This is a genomic window from Streptomyces sp. NBC_00075, assembly GCF_045041225.1.
GTDB lineage: Bacteria > Actinomycetota > Actinomycetes > Streptomycetales > Streptomycetaceae > Streptomyces > Streptomyces adonidis.
In genome coordinates this window covers 107,221-128,211 of the sequence record NZ_CP108243.1, presented here as the reverse complement: position 1 = coordinate 128,211, position 20,991 = coordinate 107,221, and the positions used below count along the sequence as shown (strand labels likewise).

Annotated in this window: 18 protein-coding genes; 13 read left to right on the top strand and 5 right to left on the bottom strand. The window is 72.5% G+C overall.

Annotated elements, in window-relative coordinates; translation table 11 throughout:
- Window positions 1-76 precede the first annotated feature (76 nt).
- From paaA to OG787_RS00535, 6 genes are all read left to right on the top strand, one after another.
- Entirely contained in the window at window positions 77-1,063 is a 987-nt protein-coding gene (gene paaA, locus OG787_RS00560; protein WP_405533937.1) for a 1,2-phenylacetyl-CoA epoxidase subunit PaaA, read from the top strand.
- Complete coding sequence (gene paaB / locus OG787_RS00555; RefSeq protein WP_405533936.1) at window positions 1,060-1,353, top strand: 1,2-phenylacetyl-CoA epoxidase subunit PaaB; 294 nt, start codon at window positions 1,060-1,062, stop codon at window positions 1,351-1,353. The genes paaA and paaB overlap by 4 nt, the downstream gene beginning before the upstream one ends.
- Window positions 1,354-1,363: 10 nt before the next feature.
- Window positions 1,364-2,191: a 1,2-phenylacetyl-CoA epoxidase subunit PaaC gene (gene paaC, locus OG787_RS00550; RefSeq protein ID WP_405533935.1), complete on the top strand. Its 828-nt coding sequence runs from the start codon at window positions 1,364-1,366 to the stop codon at window positions 2,189-2,191.
- On the top strand, window positions 2,185-2,706 hold the full coding sequence (paaD, locus tag OG787_RS00545) for a 1,2-phenylacetyl-CoA epoxidase subunit PaaD (RefSeq protein WP_405533934.1): 522 nt from the start codon (window positions 2,185-2,187) through the stop codon (window positions 2,704-2,706). The genes paaC and paaD overlap by 7 nt, the downstream gene beginning before the upstream one ends.
- A complete protein-coding gene (gene paaE / locus OG787_RS00540; RefSeq protein ID WP_405533933.1) occupies window positions 2,706-3,809 on the top strand; it encodes a 1,2-phenylacetyl-CoA epoxidase subunit PaaE in 1,104 nt (367 codons plus the stop codon). The genes paaD and paaE overlap by 1 nt, the downstream gene beginning before the upstream one ends.
- Before the next feature lie 301 nt (window positions 3,810-4,110).
- Complete coding sequence (locus tag OG787_RS00535; RefSeq protein WP_405533932.1) at window positions 4,111-4,626, top strand: hypothetical protein; 516 nt, start codon at window positions 4,111-4,113, stop codon at window positions 4,624-4,626.
- Window positions 4,627-5,110: 484 nt separating this feature from the next.
- On the opposite strand, the gene OG787_RS00530 is transcribed toward OG787_RS00535, so the two are convergent.
- Window positions 5,111-6,841: a protein kinase domain-containing protein gene (locus OG787_RS00530; protein WP_405533931.1), complete on the bottom strand. Its 1,731-nt coding sequence runs from the start codon at window positions 6,839-6,841 to the stop codon at window positions 5,111-5,113.
- A 337-nt stretch (window positions 6,842-7,178) separates the two neighbouring features.
- On the opposite strand from OG787_RS00530, the gene OG787_RS00525 reads away from it, so the two are divergent.
- The 4 genes from OG787_RS00525 (at window position 7,179) to OG787_RS00510 (ending at window position 13,983) form a co-directional block, all read left to right on the top strand.
- A complete protein-coding gene (locus tag OG787_RS00525; RefSeq protein ID WP_405533930.1) occupies window positions 7,179-8,507 on the top strand; it encodes an amidase family protein in 1,329 nt (442 codons plus the stop codon).
- Between the two features lie 157 nt (window positions 8,508-8,664).
- A complete protein-coding gene (locus tag OG787_RS00520) occupies window positions 8,665-9,534 on the top strand; it encodes a hypothetical protein (protein ID WP_405533929.1) in 870 nt (289 codons plus the stop codon).
- The gene (locus OG787_RS00515; protein WP_405533928.1) at window positions 9,534-11,807 is read left to right on the top strand and encodes a bifunctional serine/threonine-protein kinase/ABC transporter substrate-binding protein; all 2,274 of its coding nucleotides are present in this window, start codon (window positions 9,534-9,536) and stop codon (window positions 11,805-11,807) included. The genes OG787_RS00520 and OG787_RS00515 overlap by 1 nt, the downstream gene beginning before the upstream one ends.
- 13 nt (window positions 11,808-11,820) lie before the next feature.
- The gene (locus OG787_RS00510) at window positions 11,821-13,983 is read left to right on the top strand and encodes a bifunctional serine/threonine-protein kinase/ABC transporter substrate-binding protein (protein WP_405533927.1); all 2,163 of its coding nucleotides are present in this window, start codon (window positions 11,821-11,823) and stop codon (window positions 13,981-13,983) included.
- Between the two features lie 178 nt (window positions 13,984-14,161).
- Here OG787_RS00510 and OG787_RS00505 read toward each other — a convergent pair whose 3' ends face one another.
- Window positions 14,162-15,286, bottom strand: coding sequence for an FAD-dependent monooxygenase (locus OG787_RS00505; protein WP_369033929.1), 1,125 nt, complete (start codon window positions 15,284-15,286; stop codon window positions 14,162-14,164).
- 85 nt (window positions 15,287-15,371) lie between these two features.
- Here OG787_RS00505 and OG787_RS00500 point away from each other — a divergent pair, with 85 nt between their 5' ends.
- From OG787_RS00500 to OG787_RS00490, 3 genes are all read left to right on the top strand, one after another.
- Complete coding sequence (locus OG787_RS00500; protein ID WP_405533926.1) at window positions 15,372-15,929, top strand: TetR/AcrR family transcriptional regulator; 558 nt, start codon at window positions 15,372-15,374, stop codon at window positions 15,927-15,929.
- A 181-nt stretch (window positions 15,930-16,110) separates the two neighbouring features.
- On the top strand, window positions 16,111-16,464 hold the full coding sequence (locus OG787_RS00495; RefSeq protein ID WP_405533925.1) for a hypothetical protein: 354 nt from the start codon (window positions 16,111-16,113) through the stop codon (window positions 16,462-16,464).
- Window positions 16,465-16,635: 171 nt separating this feature from the next.
- The gene (locus OG787_RS00490; protein ID WP_369033932.1) at window positions 16,636-17,307 is read left to right on the top strand and encodes a hypothetical protein; all 672 of its coding nucleotides are present in this window, start codon (window positions 16,636-16,638) and stop codon (window positions 17,305-17,307) included.
- A 157-nt stretch (window positions 17,308-17,464) separates the two neighbouring features.
- Here the strand turns inward: OG787_RS00490 and OG787_RS00485 are convergent, their stop codons facing one another.
- The 3 genes from OG787_RS00485 to pdhA are packed head-to-tail and all read right to left on the bottom strand — an operon-like array spanning window position 17,465 to window position 20,936.
- Complete coding sequence (locus tag OG787_RS00485) at window positions 17,465-18,793, bottom strand: dihydrolipoamide acetyltransferase family protein (protein WP_405533924.1); 1,329 nt, start codon at window positions 18,791-18,793, stop codon at window positions 17,465-17,467.
- A complete protein-coding gene (locus OG787_RS00480) occupies window positions 18,790-19,809 on the bottom strand; it encodes an alpha-ketoacid dehydrogenase subunit beta (protein WP_405533923.1) in 1,020 nt (339 codons plus the stop codon). Before OG787_RS00480 ends, OG787_RS00485 begins: the two co-directional genes overlap by 4 nt.
- Before the next feature lie 5 nt (window positions 19,810-19,814).
- Complete coding sequence (gene pdhA, locus OG787_RS00475; RefSeq protein ID WP_405533922.1) at window positions 19,815-20,936, bottom strand: pyruvate dehydrogenase (acetyl-transferring) E1 component subunit alpha; 1,122 nt, start codon at window positions 20,934-20,936, stop codon at window positions 19,815-19,817.
- Window positions 20,937-20,991 lie beyond the last annotated feature (55 nt).

The following is a 20,991-nucleotide window of genomic DNA, read 5'->3' as shown; positions in this document are numbered from 1 at the left end:
TTCCGCACTCGCCGGAAGACGAAGAACTCATCCATGACATTTACCGAACGAATGGTCGGTAGGGAAGGTGGGGCGGATGGCCGCGACACACGCCGACGCGTCGGCGCCGGGCCGCGCAGGACCGGAGTTGCAGGAGCACTTCGAGGCGACGATCGCGCGGGACCGGCGGATCGAGCCGCGTGACTGGATGCCGGAGGGCTACCGGAAGACGCTGGTCCGGCAGATCGCCCAGCACGCGCACTCGGAGATCATCGGTATGCAGCCGGAGGGGGAGTGGATCACGCGTGCGCCGTCGCTGCGCCGCAAGGCGATCCTTTTCGCGAAGGTGCAGGACGAGGCCGGGCACGGCCTGTATCTGTACTCGGCGGCGGAGACGCTCGGTGCCGACCGTGCGGACCTGACCGAGCGGCTGATCGGGGGCCGTCAGAAGTACTCGTCGATCTTCAACTATCCGACGCTGAGTTTCGCCGACGTCGGTGTGATCGGCTGGTTCGTGGACGGTGCGGCGATCTGCAACCAGGTGCCGTTGTGCCGGAGTTCGTACGGGCCGTACGCGCGCGCGATGGTGCGTATCTGCAAGGAGGAGTCGTTTCATCAGCGGCAGGGTTACGAGCTGTTGCTGACGATGATGCGCGGTACGCAGGCACAGCGGGAGATGGTCCAGGACGCCGTGGACCGCTGGTGGTGGCCCTCCCTGATGATGTTCGGTCCGCCGGACGACGCCTCGCCCAACTCCGCGCAGTCCATGGCCTGGAAGATCAAGCGGCACACCAACGACGAGCTGCGCCGGCGCTTCGTCGACATGACCGTCCCGCAGGCCGACAAACTCGGTGTGACCCTGCCCGACCCGGAACTGCGCTGGAACGAGGAGCGCGGACACCATGACTTCGGCACCCCCGACTGGGACGAGCTGACCAGGGTGATCTCCGGTGACGGGCCCTGCAACACGGAACGGGTCGCCCGGCGCCGGACCGCACACGAGGAGGGCGCCTGGGTCCGCGAGGCCGCCTCCGCCCATGCCGCCAGGCAGGCGGCCCGTACGAAGAAGGGAGCGGTGGCATGACCGCCGAGAACCAGGACTGGCCGCTGTACGAGGTGTTCGTGCGAGGCAAGCGCGGCCTGAACCACGTCCATGTGGGCTCGCTGCACGCGGCCGACGACCGGATGGCACTCACCCACGCGCGGGACCTGTACACCCGCCGCAACGAGGGCGTGTCGGTCTGGGCGGTGCGCTCGGAGCACATAGCCGCCTCCTCGCGCGACGAGAAGGACCCCTTCTTCGCGCCGAGCGCCGACAAGGTCTACCGCCACCCGACCTTCTACGACATCCCCGACGACGTCCCGCACATCTGAAGGAGAGGGCATGAGTGACGACCACGTCCACCTGGTTCTGGCCGAGGGACACGAGGACGACACGCGCTGGGCGTACGGCACCGGCTTCGAGGACCCTCTGCACGGGGTCGACACCACTGTGCCCGAGGGTGTCGACTCCGGCGAACTGGCCGCGGTCTGCGTCGCGTTGGCCGACGACGCCCTCGTCCTGGCGCAACGGCTGGCCGAGTGGACCACCCGCGCCCCGGAACTGGAGGAGGAGGTGGCGCTGGCGAACATCGGCCTCGACCTGCTCGGCCAGGCCCGCCTGCTCTACTCCCGGGCCGGGCAGACCGACGGCACCGGCCGCGACGAGGACGCCTACGCCTACTTCCGGGACGCCGGCGAGTTCCGCAACGTACGCCTGGCCGAACTCCCGGGCGGGGACTTCGCGTTCTCGATCGTGCGACTGCTGGTCCTCTCCAGCTGGCGGCTCGCTCACTTCGAGCGGCTCACCGACTGCGACGATCCGGTGCTCGCCGCGATCGCCGCCAAGGGCGTCAAGGAACTCACGTATCACCGGCAGTACGCCGCCGAATGGGTCGTCCGCCTCGGTGACGGCACCGCCGAGTCCCACCGCCGGATACGGGACGCGCTGGACCAGGTCGCGCCGTACCTGGACGAGCTGTTCACCCCGTGCGACGTCCGGGACGAGGTCGGGGCGGTGCTGGAGCAGGTCACGGCGGCGGCCGGTGTGGCCCTGCCGGTGTGCCGGCCTCTGCCCGGATCGGGCCGCGCCGGCGAGCACACAGAACATCTCGCCCCGCTGCTGGAGGAGTTGCAGAGCGTGGCCCGTGCCCATCCGGGGGCGACATGGTGACCGTACCGGCGCGCGTGCGCCGCGCCCGGTACATCGCCGAGTGCGTGCCGGACCCCGAGCTGCCCATGCTCACCCTGGCCGACCTCGGTGTGCTGCGGGACGTCGAGGTCGACGACGACGGAACGGTCGTCGTCAGCCTCACCCCGACCTACTCCGGCTGCCCGGCCATGGCCGAGATGCGCGCCGAAGTGGCCGCGCGCCTGACGAACGCCGGATACGGGCGCGTCCGGGTGCGCACGGCCCTCGATCCGCCCTGGACCAGCGACTGGATCACACCGAACGGCCGCCGCACCCTCGCCGAGCACGGCATCGCGCCTCCCGGACCGGCGCCACGCCCCGGGCCCTGCCCGGTACCGCTGACGCTGGCGCCGTTCCCCGCCCGCAGGGCGGTGCCGTGCCCCCTGTGCGGTTCGGCCGACACGGAGGAGACGTCCCGCTTCGGCGCCACCTCCTGCAAGGCGCTCTGGCGCTGCCGGGCCTGCCGCGAACCCTTCGAGTACGTCAAGGAGATCTGATGGAGGCCCTGAAGGCATCCGGCCCCACGCCGCTGCTGCGCCGCCGCCCGGCCTTCCACCGGCTGCGCGTGGCCGCCGTGCAGCGGCTGTGCGAGGACGCGGTCGCCGTCGGCTTCGACATCCCCGACGGCCTGGCCGAGGAATTCGCCTTCGGCGCGGGCCAGTCGCTCACCCTGCGCCGCGACGTCGACGGACGGGACGAGCGACGCTCCTACTCGATCTGCTCGCCGGTGGGCGCACGGCCGCGCATCGGTGTACGCGAAGTGTCCGGCGGCCTGTTCTCCTCCTGGCTGGTCCACGACGTGCGGCCCGGCGACATCCTGGAGGTGATGGCACCGACGGGCGCGTTCACCCCCGACCTCACCGCAGCCGGGCACCACGTACTCATCGCCGCCGGGTCAGGTATCACCCCCATGCTGTCCATCGCCGAGTCGGTCCTCGACGCCGACGACCGCTCGCGGGTCACTCTCCTGTACGGCAACCGCCGCACCGGATCCGTGATGTTCGCCGACGAACTCGCCGACCTGAAGGACCTCCACCCGGCCCGCTTCCAGCTCGCCCACGTCCTCTCCCGCGAGCCCCGCGAGGCCGAGGTGCTCTCCGGCCGCCTGGACGCGGAGCGCCTCTCAGCGCTCGTCGGCGCGCTGGTCGACGTCACCGCCGCGGACCACTGGTGGCTGTGCGGACCCCACGGCATGGTCCGCGACGCACAGCGGGTCCTGGCCGGCCTGGGCGTACCCGACGACCGTGTCCACCAGGAACTGTTCTTCGCGGACGATGCTCCGGTACGGGCGTCGCGGAACGAGGAAGCCGTCGCCGGGGGACCGGTCAGCCAGGTCACCGTCACGCTCGACGGCCGGTCCACCACCGCGGCTCTGCCACGCGCGGCCACGGTGCTGGACGGTGCCCAGAAGACACGACCCGACCTGCCCTTCGCCTGCAAGGGCGGCGTGTGCGGCACCTGCCGTGCCCTGGTCATCGAGGGCGAGGCCGACATGCGCCGCAACTTCGCCCTCGAAGCCGCCGAGGTCGACGCCGGCTATGTGCTGACCTGCCAGACCTTCCCCGTCTCCGAGACGCTGACCGTCGACTTCGACAGCTGAGGAAGCCTGTGTCCGTCGGTCTGGAGGTCGCCGAGGGCATGGGCACGATCGACCTCGACCGTCCGCCGCCCCTGAGGGCGGCGGCGTCGAGCCCTTCGGGGCGGCTTCGGGGATGCGGTTGCGTCATCCGCACAACATTTGGGCTTGAGCGCCGCTCGGCTAGGAGCATCGGAGTGATCGATCTCTGGGAGCGGGATCTGACGGCGGCGTTCTCCGTGCTGCTCGGCAGGCCGGTGGGCGGCTTCGCCCCCAAGCCGAGTACACCCTGTACTACATCGACAGCGCGCTCGACGACCGATGGGTGTGGGGAAAGCTCGACGGCGCAGACTCGTCGAGGCGAACGTGGGGGCCTGGCGACGACGGGGACCGGCCCGCGCTGCGGCAGGTCTGCCTCGCCCTCGACCGGAACCTGGACCTCTCCCGGTCCGTCTTCGAGTTCGACTTGACCGGGGAATCGGCCCTCTCGCGGGCGTTCGGCGCACGGCCCGGCTCCAACCCGGTCGCCGAGGAATGCCGCACGGCCACCGGCGATGAGCCGGCCACCGTACTCACCGAGCACGGCTTGGGCCTGGCCGACATCGTGTCTGCTCTCCAGGACGACACGTTCACCGTCGGCACATCCTTCCGCGTCGTCACCGACGGCACCCTCCCGGACGCACTACTGGCCGCGATCCGCGGGAAACAGGGCCCCGACCGGCTGCGGCCCGGCCCCGAAGAAGCGGCGATCCTGACGCTGGCACCGAGCCTGTTCGACGGCGAGCGGGAACTGCGGCCCGAGGTGGCGGCCGAACGGGACCGTCTCCTCGTCGGCTCCTGATCCCCGGCTGCGTGCGCACATCCGGGCCGTACTCCGACCGGCCGTGGGATCGACCGGCATCTCTTCCGGAGGACCCGACCAGCACGGCACCACCCGCGTCGCGGCCTGCGACCTGGCCTACTTCGGCGAAATCCGACTCGCCGTCACACAGTCGGAGGGGACACGCGCAGAGCGGTAGCCCGCCGGCGTCCTCGTCGGCCGTACGCCGCCCGCCGGCCGGGAGGGGCGGCGTACGGCCCCGCGTACACAGATCCTTTCCTCCCTCGGACGCGGTGGGCGGGCCGCAGGTCCTGGCATCCGGGCATGAAACGCCGGTTCGTGGGCCCGCCGAAGACCTCGTCTTCACTGGCCGGACGGTCAAGGCCGACGAAGCCCTCCGGATCGGGCCGCACGACGGCGCGGCCCGTACCGCACGGGTCTGTCCGCCCGGCTTCGCCGCCGCCAGGTTCCGGATTCCGGCGAATCGCCAAGTCCGACCTGGGTGTTACTGCTCTGTCCGGGCCCAGGCCTGATTGGTCTCGCCGGTGCAGTCGCGCAGGGTCACCTTGGTGCCGTCGGCGACCTCCTGCCCGTCGGCGTTCAGGCAGTTGCCTGTTTCCTCGTTGCGGATCTCGCCGCTGGAGTCCAGTGCCCAGCGTTGCAGGCCGTCGGCGGTGTACTCGGCGGTGGTCTTGAGTGCGTAGCTCCCCGCCGTCGCGGTCAGATACCCGTGTATCCCCTTCAGGGTGCCGTCCGAGCCGAGCGCCCACGCCTGCGCGGAACCGCCCGTGCACGTTCTGATCGCCGCACTGTAGAGATTCGCCGTCAGGCACCTGCCGGACTGTCTGCCTCGCAGCGCGAAGGACGACACGACCTCCCCGGAACCGGTCGACGTCGCCGTCGAAGTGGGGGTCGAGGTGGGTGAGTCGGTGTCGTGCGGTGACGCGGCGACTTCCTCGGCCCCGGGGTTCTCGGAGGCGTCGGAGGTCTCGGAAGTGTCGGAGGCGCCGGTGGTCCCGGCCGTGCGCCCGGTGGTCCCGGCCTCGCTCTCCGGGGCGGGGCTCGTGGCAGGACTCTTCGCCGCGGTTCCGCTCGCTCCAGGCACGACGGCGGTGGCGGTGACCGTCGCGACGGCTCCGGTTCCGTCCGCTGCCTGGACGGTGCCGCCCTCCGGCGACCTGAGGGACAGGTACGCGGCCGCGGCGATCAGCGCCGCAACGGCCACGGCGGCTCCCACGACCGGCGTTGCCCGCCGGAAGAAGAGACGGGACGCCGGTGCTTCCAACCGGGCGGTGGGCGGTAGCCCGTCGGCTTCGCTGTCGGAGGGCTCGTCCTGCGCCGGAGTCGTCGGCCTGGGGGCACTCGGGTTCAGCATGGCCGGGGCGTTCAGTCGCGCGGCATCGTCGACCGCTGCGGCGAGCAGCGCATCCAGCTCGGCGGCGTCCGGCCGCTCCTGGTGGTCCGCCACGAGCAACCGCGACAGGACCGGTGCCAGGGGGCCCGCGTGCACCGGCGGTGGCACCGGTTCGCCGAGCACGGCGGCAAGAGTGGCGAGGCTGGTGGCACGCCGCATGGGGCTGGTCCCCTCCACGCAGACGTAGAGGGTCATGCCCAGTGACCAGAGGTCGGACGCCGGAGCGTCGTCGGCGCCGCGGATCCGCTCCGGGGCCATGAACTCGGGCGAGCCGACCATCTCCCCGGTGTGGGTCAGCCGGCTGACCCCGGGGAGGCCGGCGATGCCGAAGTCGGTGAGTACAGCCGTGGTGGTGTGTTCAGGGCCCTCCCTCAACAGGATGTTCGCCGGTTTGACGTCACGGTGGTGGACACCGGCGGCGTGGGCGGTGCGCAGCGCGGCCAGCACGTCCCGGCCGACGCGGGCCGCCTCCCGAGGGTCCAGCGGGCCGGTGGTCAGCCGGTCTTGCAGGGACAGCCCCGGAACGAATTCCATCACGAGCCAGGGATACGGGTCCTGGTCGACGATGTGATGGATCGTCACCACGTTGGGGTGTCTCAGCCGGGCGAGCGCGCGGCCCTCACGCAGCACGCGCTCGTGCTGCACGTCCAGGTCTCCAGGGGCTGCTCCGGCCACGCTCGGACCGGCGAATCGGACCTCCTTCAGCGCGACGTCACGCTGAAGGACTGTGTCCCGAGCCCGCCACACGGTGCCCATGCCCCCGGAACCCAGCTGCTCCAGCAGTTCGAATCGCCCGTCGATTACCCGTCGTGCGCCGTTCACGTTCCGTCCCTCGTTGATCGACCGGTTGGTGCCCCGGGCGGAGTGACGGTCGGTACTCGTCGGCGTTCTGTGCTGCGACCACCTCGGTAATCCCCGGGCCGTTCGCCCGGCCCGCCGAACCATACGGACCGGCCGGGGCGAGTACCTCCGTGGAACCACGCAATTGGACACGCACTGTCGTCGGAGGCGACGGCCGGAGCCGACAGACGGTCGCAGGCGGTCGCTGGTGGTGGCAGGTGGTGGGACTTGATGGAGGGCTCTTTTTCCTCCAACATGTCATCGCGTGAACTAACGATGACATGAAATTTCCCGGGGCCACGAAAGAGCAGGTCAGGTCATGAGCGAATCCACCACCGAGTCCACCACCGAGTCCGTGCGGAGATCACTGGAGCGAGCCGGGGAGGCGGCGCACCTGGGCGGCTTCATCACCCTCGACCACGAGGCCGCCGCCAAGGCCCCCGGCGGGCCGGGCCCGTTGTCCGGCATGACCCTCGCGGTCAAGGACAACATCCATGTCGCCGGGCTGCCCAACACGGCCGGCACTCCCGCCCTGCGGGACTTCGTGCCCGCGACCGACGCACCCGCGGTGCGGCGGCTGCGTGAGGCCGGCGCCGTCATCCTGGGCAAGGCCAACATGCACGAGCTGGCGCTCGGCATCACCAGCAACAACCAGGCCTTCGGCCCCGTCCGCAACCCGTACGACACCGAGCGCTTCGCCGGGGGCAGCAGCGGCGGGGTCGCCGCGCTCGTCGCGGCGGGCGTGGTGCGGGCCGGACTCGGCACCGACACGGGCGGCTCGGTCCGCATTCCCGCCGCCGTCACGGGCACCTGCGGACTCCGGGCCACCGTCGGCCGCTATCCCGGGGAGGGCGTGACACCCCTGTCCAGCACCCGGGACACCATCGGCCCCATGGCGAGCCGGGTCGCGGATCTGGTCCTGCTCGACGGGGTCCTCAGCGGCGACGACACCCCTGTGACGGCCCGTCCGCCGCGCTCGATCAGGCTGGGTGTGCCCACCGGCCACTTCACCGAGCGGCTGCAGGACGATGTCGCCGCCCCGTGGGAGGCGGCCCTGCGCACCCTCGCCGTGGCCGGCGTGGAACTGGTCCCGGTCGACGTCACCGCATTCGTCGAACGCGAGTTTGAGATCGGTATGGCCATCGTGCTGTACGAGACCCGGGTGGAGCTGTCCGCCTACCTGGCGGAGCACCGGCCGGAGACGGACCTCGCCGCCCTCGCCGCCCTCATCGCGAGCCCCGACGTGCGAGGCGTCTTCGAGAACTGCGTTCTCGACGGAGCCCCGGGCCTGGTCCCCGAGGATGTCTACCGCGAGTCCCTGGCCCACCGGCGGCGGCTGCGCGCGGCCTACGCGGAGACATTCGCCGCCCACGGTCTGGACGGCCTGACCTTCCCGACCACCCCGGCCACCGCCCTGGATCTGGCCACCTGCGACCAGGGCATGGTCCTGTGCGGCGAACCCGTCGACACCTTCGCCACCTTCATCCGCAACACCGGCCCCGCCAGCGTCATCGGTGCCCCCGGCCTGAGCATCCCGATGGGCCTGGCGCCGAACGGACTGCCGACGGGCCTGGAGATCGACGCCCCCGCCGGAGCCGACCGCGAACTGCTCGCCCTCGGGCTGACCCTGGAGGAGATCTGCGGTTGAGGCCCCCGGCGACGGCCGGACGGGGTGCCCGCACGGCGGAGACGCGGACCCTCCGGCGGAATACGTGGTTCTCCCCGTAATTCTACGGAGGCCCCCGTCCACCCCGCCCTCTACGGTCGGGAGTTCGTACGGCAAGAACGGTGTCAAAGGGGACCGAGTGTCAGGCAATACCGGAGGAATGCGGGGAAGTTGGGCGATCCTGTTGGGGGCGGGGCTGCTGCTGGCCGGATGTTCGGCCCCCGCCCGCGGGACAGGAACAGAGGCGGACGCCTCGTCGCGGGGGACCGGACCGAGTGCCTCGGCGGGCTCCTCCGTGGACTCCCCGGCGGTCTCCTCACCGAGCGGTCGGGCGAGCGCGTCCGGCTCCTCCTCGGACTCCTCGGCCACGTCGGTGTTCACCCCCGCTGCCTCCCTCGTCCCGCGCACCGCGAAGGGCGGGGGCCTGCTGGCCGAGTCCGTCGTCCTGGCGCCGGCCGACCTGGGCCGGGACTTCGGCGCTCAGGATCCGGCCGAGAGCACCCCGGGCACCTGGGCCGTGCTGGACGAGAGCTGCCGGTGGGAGCGGGAGAAGCTGCCGCGTGGGGTGCTGGCGAGCACGTCCCGTTACAGCCGGCAGCCGGCCGCGGCGGGCAAGAGCGCGATCAAGGTGACGGCCGTCGCCACCGTGCACACCGACGCACTCGGCGCCGACGAACAGGTGAGCACCACCTTGGAGGAGGTGCTGCGGTGCCCGGAGCAGCGGCCCCGGTCGAACGAGCGGATCACCGATCTGATGTCCCTCGGCACGCCCTTCGGCGCCCGGGAGCAGGAGTACGCCGACGACTCCGTGCTGGAGGCGGGGCGGTTCACCGAGAACGGCGGCGCCGCGCAGTCGTACCGGTGGATGGTGGCCCGGCTGGGCACGGTCGTCGTGGCCGTCTCCGTGACGGGTGGCACCGGGCACACCGACCAGGAACTGAACGAACTGGGCAGCAAGGCCCTGGCTCAGATGCTGACGCGCGTCGAGCAGCGGCTGAAGGAGAAGTGATGGAGCCGCTGCGTACCTCCGATCCCGCCCGGCTGGCGGGCTACCGGCTGCTCGGCCGGCTGGGCGCGGGCGGCATGGGTGTCGTCTACCTGGCCCGCTCGACCGGCGGAACCCTGGTCGCCCTGAAGGTGATCCAGACCGAGTACGCCGAGGACACCGACTTCCGGGAGCGGTTCCGGCGTGAGGCGGACACGGCCCGCCGGATGACCAGCCCGTGGGTGGCCTCCCTCGTGGACGCGGATCCCGAGGCGGCACAGCCCTGGCTCGCGACCGCGTTCGTCCCCGGCCCCTCGCTGGGCGAGGCTGTCGCCGAGTACGGACCGCTGGCGGCACCGAGCCTCAAGGTGCTGGGCGCGCGGCTCGCCGAGGCGCTCGGGGAACTGCACGCCGCCGGTCTCGTGCACCGGGACGTCAAGCCGGGCAATGTACTGCTGGCGGTCGACGGCCCCCGGCTGATCGACTTCGGGGTGGCCCGGAATCCGGCGGATCCCGCGCTGACCTCGACGGGTGTCGTGGTCGGCACGCCGGGGTTCCTGCCGCCGGAACAGGCGCGGGGCGGGCAGGACACGGGAGCGGCCGGGGACATCTTCTCGCTGGGGTGTGTGCTGGCGTTCGCGGCGACCGGCCGCACTCCGTTCGGCACCGGGTCGATCGACGCGCTGCTGTACCGGACGGTGCACGACGTGCCGGACGTGGAGGGGGTTCCGGCGGGGCTCGCCGAGGTGGTGAGCGGCTGTCTGGAGAAGGACCCGGGGCTGCGGCCCACGGCCGAGGCACTGTCGGAGGCACTCACGGCCACCGCGCCCGCCTCGCCGCCCGATCCGCGCGAGGCCCTGAGAGCCGTACGTCCGCACGAGCCCGCGGACTCCGGCGACACGGTCCCCGGCGAAGAGGCATGGCTGCCCGAGCCGTTGGTCCGGCTGATCGCGGAGCGGTCGGCGGCCGGGCTCGCACTGCCCTCCATCGACGACACGGAGATCGACCCCGCGTCCGCCGACCCCGCGTCCGACGGCGCCGTGCCGACGGACACCACGACCGCCGGACAACCCGCGTCCCGAGCCGTCGGCCGGCGCCGTCTCCTCCTGCTGGCCGGGGGCGCGGTGGCCGTCACCGCCGGGGGCGGGGCGGCCGCGTGGGCGGCGCTCGCCGGTGACGGCGGGAACGACACCCCCGCCCCGGAGGCCGCCGGTCCCGTGCACACCATCGGTCTGCACGCCGACCTGACCGGTGATCAGAAGACGCTGGGCCTGGCCCAGGAACGGGGGGTGCGGCTCGCGGTCGACCAGTTCAACTCCCGTGCGGACAAACCGTTCACGCTCGCGCTGAAGGCGGTGGACGACGGTGGCGATCCGGCCCGGTCGGTCGCGGCGGCCGAGAAACTCGTCGCCGACCGTTCCGTACTGGCCGTGATCGGTCCCACCACGGACTCCACCGCACTGGCCGCGCTGGCGACGTACGACGCCGCCTCGCTCCCCCTGATCGCGGTGTCGCCCGGTGCCACCGTGCTGGGGGTGATGGGCAGCCGGTCCTTCCTGCACGCCCGGGTGACGGACACGATCCTGCCGTTCTACCTCGACGCGTATCTGCGCGGCACCGCGAAGTCGCGCACGGTCGGGATCGTCGACGACCGGGCGGCGGACGCCTACGGCTGGGAGATCAGCAGCACCCTCGCGGGCATCCTGCGCAAGGCGCGGCAGCCGGCCGTGCCGAAGGTGGTCAGCGCCCTGCGCACCGACTTCGGGCCGACCCTGGACGCCCTGCTCGCCTCGGGCGCGGACTCCGTCGCCTTCGCCGGCTTCCACGACCGGGCCGCGCTGCTGGCCCGGACACTGAGCAGCCGTGACTTCGCGGGGGCGAGGGCCGGTGCCCAAGGGATCTTGGACGACCGCTTCCTTGCAGCGGCGGGGGACGCGGCCGACGGCTGGGCGGTCGTCGCCCCGGTCATGGACGCGACCGCGGCGCCCGAGGCGAAGGCCTTCACGGCCGCGTACCGGAAGCGTTTCGGCGCCGATCCGCAGCGGTACGCCGTGGAGACGTACGACGTGGCGCAACTCGTCGTACAGGGCATGCGCTCGCTGACCACCGGGCGCCGTACCCGGTCGAACCTGACGACAGCGCTGCGCTCGGCCACCTACAAGGGGATCAGCCGCAACCTCGCGTTCGACAAGACGACGGGTGCTCTGGTCATCGACGGCAGCGGGGTCTACCTGTGGAAGGTCGACGGAGACCGGTTCGCGTACCAGGGCGTGGCGCCGTTCCAGGTCTCGACGTGACGCGGCGGCGCTGATGGAGCCGTTGCGCGGCGCGGATCCGGTCAGGATCGCGGGCTACCGGCCACTGCGCCGGCTGGGCGCGGGTGGCATGGGGGTGGTGTACCTGGCCCGCTCCGCCGGCGGTGCGCTCGCCGCGGTGAAGGTGATCCGTGCGGCCTACGCGGACGACGCGGGTTTCCGGGCCCGATTCCGCCGTGAGGTGGAGACCGCGGGCCGGGTCGTCAGCCCGTGGGTGGTGCCGCTGCTCGGCGCGGACCCGGACACGGAGTCGCCGTGGCTCGCCACCTCCTTCGTGCCGGGACCCTCGCTGGCCGAGGCGGTGGAGGAGTGCGGGCCGCTTCCGTACGGGACCGTCCGCGTCCTGGGCGCGCGGCTGGCCGAGGCGCTGGACGCGGTGCACGGGGCGGGTCTGGTGCACCGGGACGTCAAGCCCGGCAATGTGCTGCTCGCCGTCGACGGGCCCCGGCTGATCGACTTCGGCATCGCCCGGATGCCGGAGGACACCGCGCTCACCGTGAGCGGGACGGTCGTCGGTTCCCCCGGGTTCCTCTCGCCCGAACAGGCACAGGGCAGGGGCCGGGAGATCGGGCCGGCCAGTGACGTGTTCTCGTTCGGCTGTCTGCTGGCGTACGCCGTGACGGGCGCGGGCCCCTTCGGGCACGGATCCGCCGCCGAGACGCTGATGCGGACGGTCCATGACGAACCGGACCTGGCCGGTGTACCGGAGCCGTTGCTGCCGCTGCTGCGGGGGTGCCTGGCGAAGGAGCCCGGCGCCCGGCCCGCGGTGGCCGGGATACGGCGGGCGCTGGACGGTGTGGACGAGGACGGGGGCTGGCTGCCGGAGCCCCTCACCCGGCTGATCGCGCGGCGTTCGGCCGCCGTGCTCGCCCTGCCCGCGGTCACGGCGACCGAGATATCGGAGACATCCAGTCCAGCGGGGATGTCGAAGGCGTCCCAGGCGTACGAGACATCCGAGCTGTCCGAGACGCCGTCGCGCCGCCGGTTCCTGGCCCTGGGCTCGGCCGCCGGTGTCCTTGCGGCCGGCGGTGCGGCGGCCTGGTGGACGGCCCGGCGTCCCGGGCACGCGTCCGCCGCCACCCGGCTCCCGCGGCTGGTGGTCGCCCTGCACGCCGACCTCAGCGGCAGCGGTCGTACGACGGGACGCGCCCAGGAGAACGGTGTACGGATCGCCGTCGACCACCACAACTCCCGTACCGGACGCGGCTTCGACCTGGCACTCCAGGTGCACGACGACAAGGGCGGCGCGGCTGGGGCCCGTCGGGTTGCCCGGCGGTTGGCCGCCGACGACCGGGTCCGGGCGGTGCTCGGGCCGACCACCGACACATGTGCGAAGGCCACCCTCGGCCTCTACCAGCAGGCACGGCTCCCGATGGTCGGTGTGTCGGTCGGACTCGACGGCGTGTCCCCGACCACCTACCGGGTATACGCGGCCACCCGACCCGATGACGTGATGCTGGCGGCGCCGGTCGTCGCCTATCTGGTGCGCACCGCCGGGGCGCGCAGGACGGTGCTGGTCGACGACGAGGCCGAGGGCGACTTCAGCTGGCGGCTGTGCGCGTCCGTCGACGACGCCGTGCGCTCCGGACAGCGCACCACGATCCGGCGAACCGCCGCCGCCGAGGACGACGACTTCCGTACCCTCGCGGAATCGGTGAGGGACGCGAAGGCGGACGCGGTGGTGTTCGGCGGCGGTTACGCGCGGGCGGCGCGGCTTGCCCGGGCGCTGCGCTCGGCCGGGTACTCCGGGGCACGGCTGGCCACCCAGCGCGCCCTCGACCCCCGTTTCCTCACTTCGGCGGGCGACGCCGCCGAGGGCTGGTTGTTCGCGGCCACGTTCCTCGACCCGGCCCGGGTGACAGCCGCGAAGTCCTTCGTCACCGCCTACCGCACACGGTTCACGGCCGCCCCGCCCTGGTACGCCGTCGAGGCGTACGACGCGACGCTCTTCGTGGCCGGGGCCATGACCGGGCTGGGCGCGTCCCTGGCCGAGCGGGCCGCGATCACGGGCCGGCTGCGCGAGACCGACTACCGGGGGATCACCAAACGCCTGCGGTACGACGCGTCCACCTACCGCTACACGGACACGATGCACCTGTGGCAGGTCACCGGGGGCGCCTTCCGCTGGCTCGGCGAGTACCGGGAAGCCACGGCCTGACGTGCACCCGGATCAGCCGGCCGAGGACGGTCCGGGCCACGACGACGGCCAGGGCCCGAAGGGACGGCCTCTCCCACGGGGCGAGGGCGCGCCGTCGTCCGCGTCTCACGCCCGGCCGGGCTCGCATCGATCACGACGATCCATGCCGGCCGGCATCTCGGCCTGTCTCCGCCGGGTGTCACCGCAACCGCGGTGGAGCCCAGTCGGCGTGCCGGAGAGCGGCGCGCAGTGTGACCCCGGAGGGGGCCAGCCGCAGAACCGTGTCACGCAGGGCGGCGGCGAGGGGACGGGTCAGACCGTGGCCCATCCGGCCGGCCTGGCGGGCGGCGCGGGCCACGGACCGGGTGCGGCGGCGGCGTTCGGTGTCGTAGCGGCGCAGGGCCGCGCCGACGGTGGGCTCGTCGGCCAGGCGGGCGGCCAGGACCACCGCGTCCTCCAGTGCCTGGCTGGCGCCCTGGCCGAGGTTCGGGGTCATGGCGTGGGCGGCGTCCCCGAGGAGGGCGACCCGGCCGACGGTGAACGCCGGGAGCGGGGTGACCAGTTCGTGGATGTCGTGGTGCAGGACGTCCTCGTGGCGGGTCGCGTCCAGCAGGGCGGGGATGGGGTCGTGCCAGCCGCCGAAGCGTCGGCGCATCTCGGCCAGCGGGTCGGCGTGGCGTACGCCGGGCGGCACGTCGAGCAGTGCGTGCCACTCCACCCGTCCGTCGACGAACACGAGGTGACCGAACTCGGCGCCCGGTCCCCACGTCAGCCCCAGGTCGTCGGGCGGGTCGAGGAGCGGCCGCTCGGTGACGGCCCGCAGGACCGTCGTTCCGCTGTAGACCGCCCCGGGATGACGGGGGAACAGTTCGGCGCGCAGCAGGCTGTGTACGCCGTCGGCGGCGACGACGAGATCGGCGTCGGGCAGACCTCCGAGGCCGGCCACCTCCTCGCCGTTCTTCACACACCCGGCGGGCAGCGCCTCGCGCAGGACACGGTGCAGGTCGGCGCGGAGGACGCCGACGACGGGAGTGCCGAGCCGGCGTTCCAGGGCGGCGCCGTCCATGCGGGCCAGCAGCCGGCCGCCGGGGCTGCGGGTGCCGCCGGTATAGAGGGGGCGTACGACGGCACGTACGGCCTCTCCCACGCCGAGCGCATCCAGCGCCCGTACGCCGTTGGCGTGCATCGAGATGCCCGCGCCCACGTCCTCGAAGGCGGGCGCGCGCTCCAGGACCGTCACGTCCCAGCCGATCCGCCGCAGGCCGATCGCGGCGGCCAGCCCGCCTATGCCGCCGCCGACGACCACCGCGCTGCCCTGATCCATATGTCCATTCCCCCGCTTCTTCTACAGATGTAGAAGAAGCGTACTCCGGCACACGGCCAGGTCTCTACAGGTGTAGAAAGGAAGGGTGGCCACCGACCGACGTACCGTTCTCGCCGACGCGGCGATCTCCGTGCTGGCCGACGCCGGGGCACGAGGGCTGACCCATCGAGCGGTCGACACGGCGGCGGGGCTGCCGTCCGGCACGACCTCGGCGTACTTCCGCACCCGCCAGGCCCTGCTGACCGCCCTGGTGCGCCGGCTGGTCGACCTGGACCAGGCCGAACTCCGGGAACTCGGTGAGGCGACCCCGGTGCCGCGCGACACCGGGGAACTGGTGACCGGCCTGGTGGGCTTCTGCGCACGGCGGCTCACCGGGGAGGGCCGACGCCGCTCCCTCGCGCGGTACGCCTGCGCGATCGAGAGTGTGCGCCATCCGGAACTGCGGGAGATCCTCGTCCCGCGCGACAACCCGGCCCGGCGGGTTGCGGCCGAGTTCCTGGCGGGCCGCGGAGTACGGGACGCGCCCGGCCGTACGGTCACCCTGCTCACCTGCGTGGACGGGTTGGTCTTCGACCGGCTGGTCAACGGCGGGGAGGTGTCGGCGGAGGAGATCGGCGGGCTGGTGGCGTCGGCTCTGCGCTGAGCGGGGCCGACCTGGCGGAATCCCCCCGGCCGCGTGCCGCTGATGCACCCGGATTCCGGTCGGGCGCCCCGCATGAACCACGTGTTCGCCTACGTGGTTCCCCTGATGACTCCCGGAAATGCGGGTGGGAGAGTCGCCCGGAACGGGGTGGAAGTGGTGCGCGGTGCCAGGGGGGCCTTCGATGCAGGCGGGGTATTCGGACGACTGGTGGATGCTGCTGCTCGTCCCGGCGGTGCTGTGGATACCGCTCGGGCCCTTCGTCATGGGCGCGCTCGGAATAATGTGCGCCCGCAGACCCGGCAGTCCCGGCCGGTGGCCGCGGCGGTTGTCGGTGCTGCTCCCGCTGGAGCCGGCGGGGCTCCCGCCGCTCCTTTTCCTGCGGCGGGAACCCCACCCGGGCGATCCGGTCTGGAGGGGCGACTTCCTGGGCACGATCGGCGTCTGCGTCCTGGGCGTCACTGTTCTTCCCTGGCTGCTCGGGTACGGCATCACGCGTGTGACGCGAGCCCTGCGCGCCCGCCGAAGCCGGGCGTGACGATCGAACAGGGGTTCCGTTTTCCGTGAAGCGCCACTGAGCACCGACCTTCGTCCCCGTGTTTCTGCGTAGGCCTCTCCGTGGATCCCCCGATGTGCCGACATGCCCGCCCCGGCGAGGATTGCGTGCCCACGCACTGCCGCAGTCCGAGCGAAAAGGACGTCAACTTCGATGTTTCCGTGGATCGTGTGGTCGGTCATCCTCCTGGCGCCGTTCATCGTCGGGGCAACCTTCGCGGTCCGTACCGCGCGCCAGGCGAGCAAGGCGGACCGGGTGATGCGCGTGCTGGCCGAATGCCCCGGCTGGAGGCGGCTCGTACCCGCCAGGGACGGCGGACCGTGGAACGGGTACGCGGGCCACTTCCCCTGGATGACGCGGACCCGTTACGGCACCGCCGTCGCCGGCCCGCTCGACGAGCACCCGGCCACCGTCGCCAGGTTCTGGGAACCCGTCGGGCGGCGGGACGTGCGGCACTGGCTGGTGGTCTGCTTCGACGTGCCGGACAGCGGGCCGATGCTGCGTCTGGAGCGGCACTGGAGCGCGGCGGAGCTCGGCCTCCGCTTCCCCGGGGACATCCCGTACCTGGTGATGAGCGACGACCGGGAGGCGATGACCGAGCGGTTCTACGCCTCGGATCTGCCGGAGCGGCTGGCGCGGTTCGGTGGACCGGCGGTCTCGCACGCGACTTTCGGAGTGTGCTTCCTCTTCCCGATGTCGAACGTGGTGGACTTGGGCGGTCTCCTGGACGAACTGGCCGCCATGGTCCCGGACCTCGCCGCGATGGCCCGGTTCGCCGCACCGTCCGCAACGGAGGAACCGGAGGAGCCGCAGGACGCCTCCTAGCGCACGGTCGTCGAGCTCCTGGCGGCCCTCGCCCCCACGTTCGCCGAAGCGGTACGGGCTGCGCCGATGAAGCTGGACCGGCAACTGCCGGGCCGACGAGGGCTGCCGGTCGGCAGGCCGTCGACTCGCCGCCGACGACGCGGGGGCGGGGGCGGGGTCAGACGTCGGCGAGCAGGGTCGCCGGGCGTTCCACGCAATCGGCCACGAAGCGAAGGAAGCCGCCGGCGGTGCCGCCGTCGCAGACCCGGTGGTCGAAGCTGAGGGACAGCTGAGTGACCTTGCGGACGGTGAGGGCGCCGTCCATCACCCAGGGTTTGTCGACGATGCGGCCCACGCCGAGGAGCGCCGCCTCCGGGTGGTTGATGATGGGTGCGGAGCCGTCGACGCCGAACACCCCGTAGTTGTTGAGGGTGAAGGTGCCCCCGGTCAGCCGGTCCGGCGGCAGGCTTCCGGTCCTAGCCAGCTCGGTCAACCGGGCAAGTTCCGCGGCCAGTTGGACCGTCGTCAGGCGGTGCGCGTCGCGCACGACGGGGACGACCAGTCCACGGTCGGTCTGGGCGGCGAAGCCCAGATGCACCTCGTCGAAGCGCAGGATCTCCCGGCGTTCGGTGTCCACCGCCGAGTTCAGCTCGGGGTAACGACGCAGACCGGCGACACAGATCCGGGCGAAGAGCGCCAGCAGACCGATACGGCGGCCGGGTTCGGCGGCTTCGAGCGCCTTCTTGGCCTGGAGCAGGCCGGTGGCGTCCACGTCGACCCAGGTCGTGGCGTCCGGGATCTCGGTGCGGCTGCGCGTCAGCTTGTCGGCGACGGCCTTGCGGACACCGCGCAGGGGGATGCGTACCGGGCCCTCCGGCATGCGTACAGGGTTCTCCGGGGCGCGCACCAGGCCCTCCGGGGCGGTTTCCGGCACGCTCCCGGCCATGGCTCGTTCGACGTCGCGCCGCAGGACGACCCCGGCCGGGCCCGAGGGCGCCAGTGCGGAGAGGTCGACGCCGTGGTCCCGGGCCAGCCGCCGCACGAGGGGGGAGATGACCCGTGGAGCGTGCGGTTCGGCCGTCGGGGCCGCGGCGGCCTTCGGCGCGCCGGCCGCCGTCGAGACGGTACGCCCGCGACGACGGCGTGGTGCCGGTCCGTGTCCGGTGCCGTAGCCGATCAGTACGTTGCCGGACCCGGCCTGTTCCTCCTCGCGGTAGCGCTCGGCGGCGTCGGCGGCGGGCCTGGCCGTGATCGCGGCTCCCACCGTGATCAGCGGTTCCCCCACCGCCAGCGGTGTGCCCGCCTCCGCGTGCAGCCCCAGCACGGTGCCCGCGTACGGCACCGGCACCTCGACGGCGGCCTTGGCGGTTTCCACCTCGACCACGATCTGGTCGACGGTCACGGTGTCTCCGACGGCCACCTTCCATTCGACGATCTCCGCATCGGTGAGCCCCTCACCGAGGTCGGGCAGACGGAACAGCTGCTCGTGCAGCGTCGGGGCGGTCACGCGACCGCTCCGTCCACGAGATGCCGGAGGTCGGGCTCGTCGGTGAACTGCATCCGGTCGACGGCGTCGAGGACCCGGTCGACGCCGGGCAGATGCGCGTGTTCCAGCTTCGGCGGCGGATACGGGATGTCGAAGCCGGCCACCCGCAGAACGGGCGCGGACAGCGAGTGGAAGCACCGTTCTTGTACCCGGGCGGCGATCTCCGCGCCCACACCGGCGAAACCCTGTGCCTCCTGGACGACCACGCAGCGCCCGGTCCGGCGCACCGACGCCGTGACGGTCTCGTCGTCGAAGGGCACGAGGGTGCGCAGGTCGACGACCTCCAGTTCGACCCCGTCCTCGGCGGCGGCCTCGGCCGCGGCCAGCGCCACCGGGACCGAAGGGCCGTAGGCGACGAGTGTGGCGTCCCGCCCCGCGCGCCGGATCGCCGCCCGCCCGAACGGCGGCGCCGTGCGCGTGCGGAGGTCGGTGTCCTCGCGGGACCAGTACAGCTTCTTCGGTTCCAGGAAGACCACCGGGTCGGGGTCGGCGATCGCGTCGCGCAGCAGCCAGTACGCGTCCTCGGCCGTGGCCGGGGTGACGACCTTCAGGCCGGGGGTGTGCGCGTAGTAGGCCTCGCTGGAGTCGCAGTGGTGCTCCACGCCGCCGATCCCGCCCGCGTAGGGGATGCGGATGACCATCGGCAGGCCGATCCGGCCGCGGGTGCGGTTGCGCAGCTTGGCGACGTGCGAGGCGATCTGCTCGAACGCCGGGTAGGCGAAGGCGTCGAACTGCATCTCCACCACGGGCCGGAAACCGCCCATCGCCATGCCGACCGCGAGCCCGACGATGCCGGCCTCCGCGAGCGGGGTGTCGAAGCAGCGCTGCTCGCCGAAGTCGCGGGTCAGCCCGTCGGTGATGCGGAACACGCCGCCGAGCGGGCCGACGTCCTCCCCGAAGACGAGGACCCGTTCGTCCTCGCCGAGCGCGTCGCGCAGGGCGGTGTTGAGCGCCTGCGCCATCGTGACCTTGGCCATGGTCGTCAGTCCTCCTGGGCCTGGGTGGTTTCGGCAAGCTCGGCCACCAACTGGGCGCGTTGTTCGCGCAGTTGAGGGGTCGGCTCGGCGTATACGTGGTCGAACAGCTCCAGCGGGTCCAGCACGGAGTCCGCGTTCATGCCGGCGCGCACCCGCGCCGCCAGTTGCTCGGCCTCCTCCCGCACCGCCGTCACGTCCTCGTCCGTCAGCGCGCCGCGCGAGCGCAGGTACGCCTCCAGGCGGTCGACCGGGTCGGCCGCCGACCACCGCTCGACCTCGTCGTCCTCCCGGTAGCGGGTGGCGTCGTCGGCGTTGGTGTGCGCGTCCATGCGGTAGGTGTGCGCCTCCACCAGGACGGGTCCGTGTCCGGCGCGGGCGTGCCCGACGGCCGAGTCCAGCACCGCCAGCACGGCGACCAGGTCGTTGCCGTCGACCTGCTCGGAGCGCACCCCGTAGCCGACACCCTTGTACGCCAGGGCGGGCGCCGCGCTCTGCCGGGCCAGCGGTACGGAGATCGCGTACTTGTTGTTCTGCACGAAGAAGACGACCGGCGCGCGGAACACGGCCGCGAAGTTCAGTGCCTCGTGGAAGTCGCCCTCGCTGGTGGCCCCGTCCCCGACGAGTGCCATCGCCACGCCGTCCTCGCCCTTGCGGCGCAGGGACTCGGCCATGCCGGTCGCGTGCAGTACCTGGGTGGCCAGGGGAGTGCACTGGGGGGCGGTACGGGTGGCGGCGGGGTCGTAGCCGCAGTGCCAGTCGCCGCGCAGGAGGGTCAGCACCTCGACCGGGTCGATGTCCCGGGTCACCAGGGCGACGGAGTCGCGGTAGGTCGGGAACAGCCAGTCGTCCTCCCGCAGCGCGAGCGCGGCGCCGATCTGGCAGGCCTCCTGGCCGCGGCTGGAGGGGTAGACGGCGAGGCGGCCCTGCTTGGTGAGGGCGGTCGCCTGGGTGTCGAACCGGCGGCCCAGGACCATCCGGCGCCAGGCCTCGCGCAGGGCCTCGGCCGGGGGCTCGGCGTAGTCGGAGGGCGGCCTGGCGACCGGTGTGCCGTCCTCGGCCACGAACCGCACCGGCGTCAGGGACGGCAGCAGGCCCTGGACCGTCTGGCGGAGGCTCTTCACGGACATGGAGGGCACTCGCTTTCTCTGGACACTTGACAGGAGAATGGTGGCTGTCACGAAA

Coding starts and splice junctions, on each gene's coding strand:
- OG787_RS00490 (WP_369033932.1), top strand. CDS start 16,636: ATGTTTCCGTGGATCGTGTGGTCGGTCATCCTCCTGGCGCCGTTCATC.
- paaB (WP_405533936.1), top strand. CDS start 1,060: ATGACCGCCGAGAACCAGGACTGGCCGCTGTACGAGGTGTTCGTGCGA.
- OG787_RS00505 (WP_369033929.1), bottom strand. CDS start 15,286: ATGGATCAGGGCAGCGCGGTGGTCGTCGGCGGCGGCATAGGCGGGCTG.
- OG787_RS00510 (WP_405533927.1), top strand. CDS start 11,821: ATGGAGCCGTTGCGCGGCGCGGATCCGGTCAGGATCGCGGGCTACCGG.
- paaE (WP_405533933.1), top strand. CDS start 2,706: ATGGAGGCCCTGAAGGCATCCGGCCCCACGCCGCTGCTGCGCCGCCGC.
- OG787_RS00525 (WP_405533930.1), top strand. CDS start 7,179: ATGAGCGAATCCACCACCGAGTCCACCACCGAGTCCGTGCGGAGATCA.
- OG787_RS00480 (WP_405533923.1), bottom strand. CDS start 19,809: ATGGCCAAGGTCACGATGGCGCAGGCGCTCAACACCGCCCTGCGCGAC.
- OG787_RS00515 (WP_405533928.1), top strand. CDS start 9,534: ATGGAGCCGCTGCGTACCTCCGATCCCGCCCGGCTGGCGGGCTACCGG.
- paaD (WP_405533934.1), top strand. CDS start 2,185: ATGGTGACCGTACCGGCGCGCGTGCGCCGCGCCCGGTACATCGCCGAG.
- paaA (WP_405533937.1), top strand. CDS start 77: ATGGCCGCGACACACGCCGACGCGTCGGCGCCGGGCCGCGCAGGACCG.
- pdhA (WP_405533922.1), bottom strand. CDS start 20,936: ATGTCCGTGAAGAGCCTCCGCCAGACGGTCCAGGGCCTGCTGCCGTCC.
- paaC (WP_405533935.1), top strand. CDS start 1,364: ATGAGTGACGACCACGTCCACCTGGTTCTGGCCGAGGGACACGAGGAC.
- OG787_RS00495 (WP_405533925.1), top strand. CDS start 16,111: ATGCAGGCGGGGTATTCGGACGACTGGTGGATGCTGCTGCTCGTCCCG.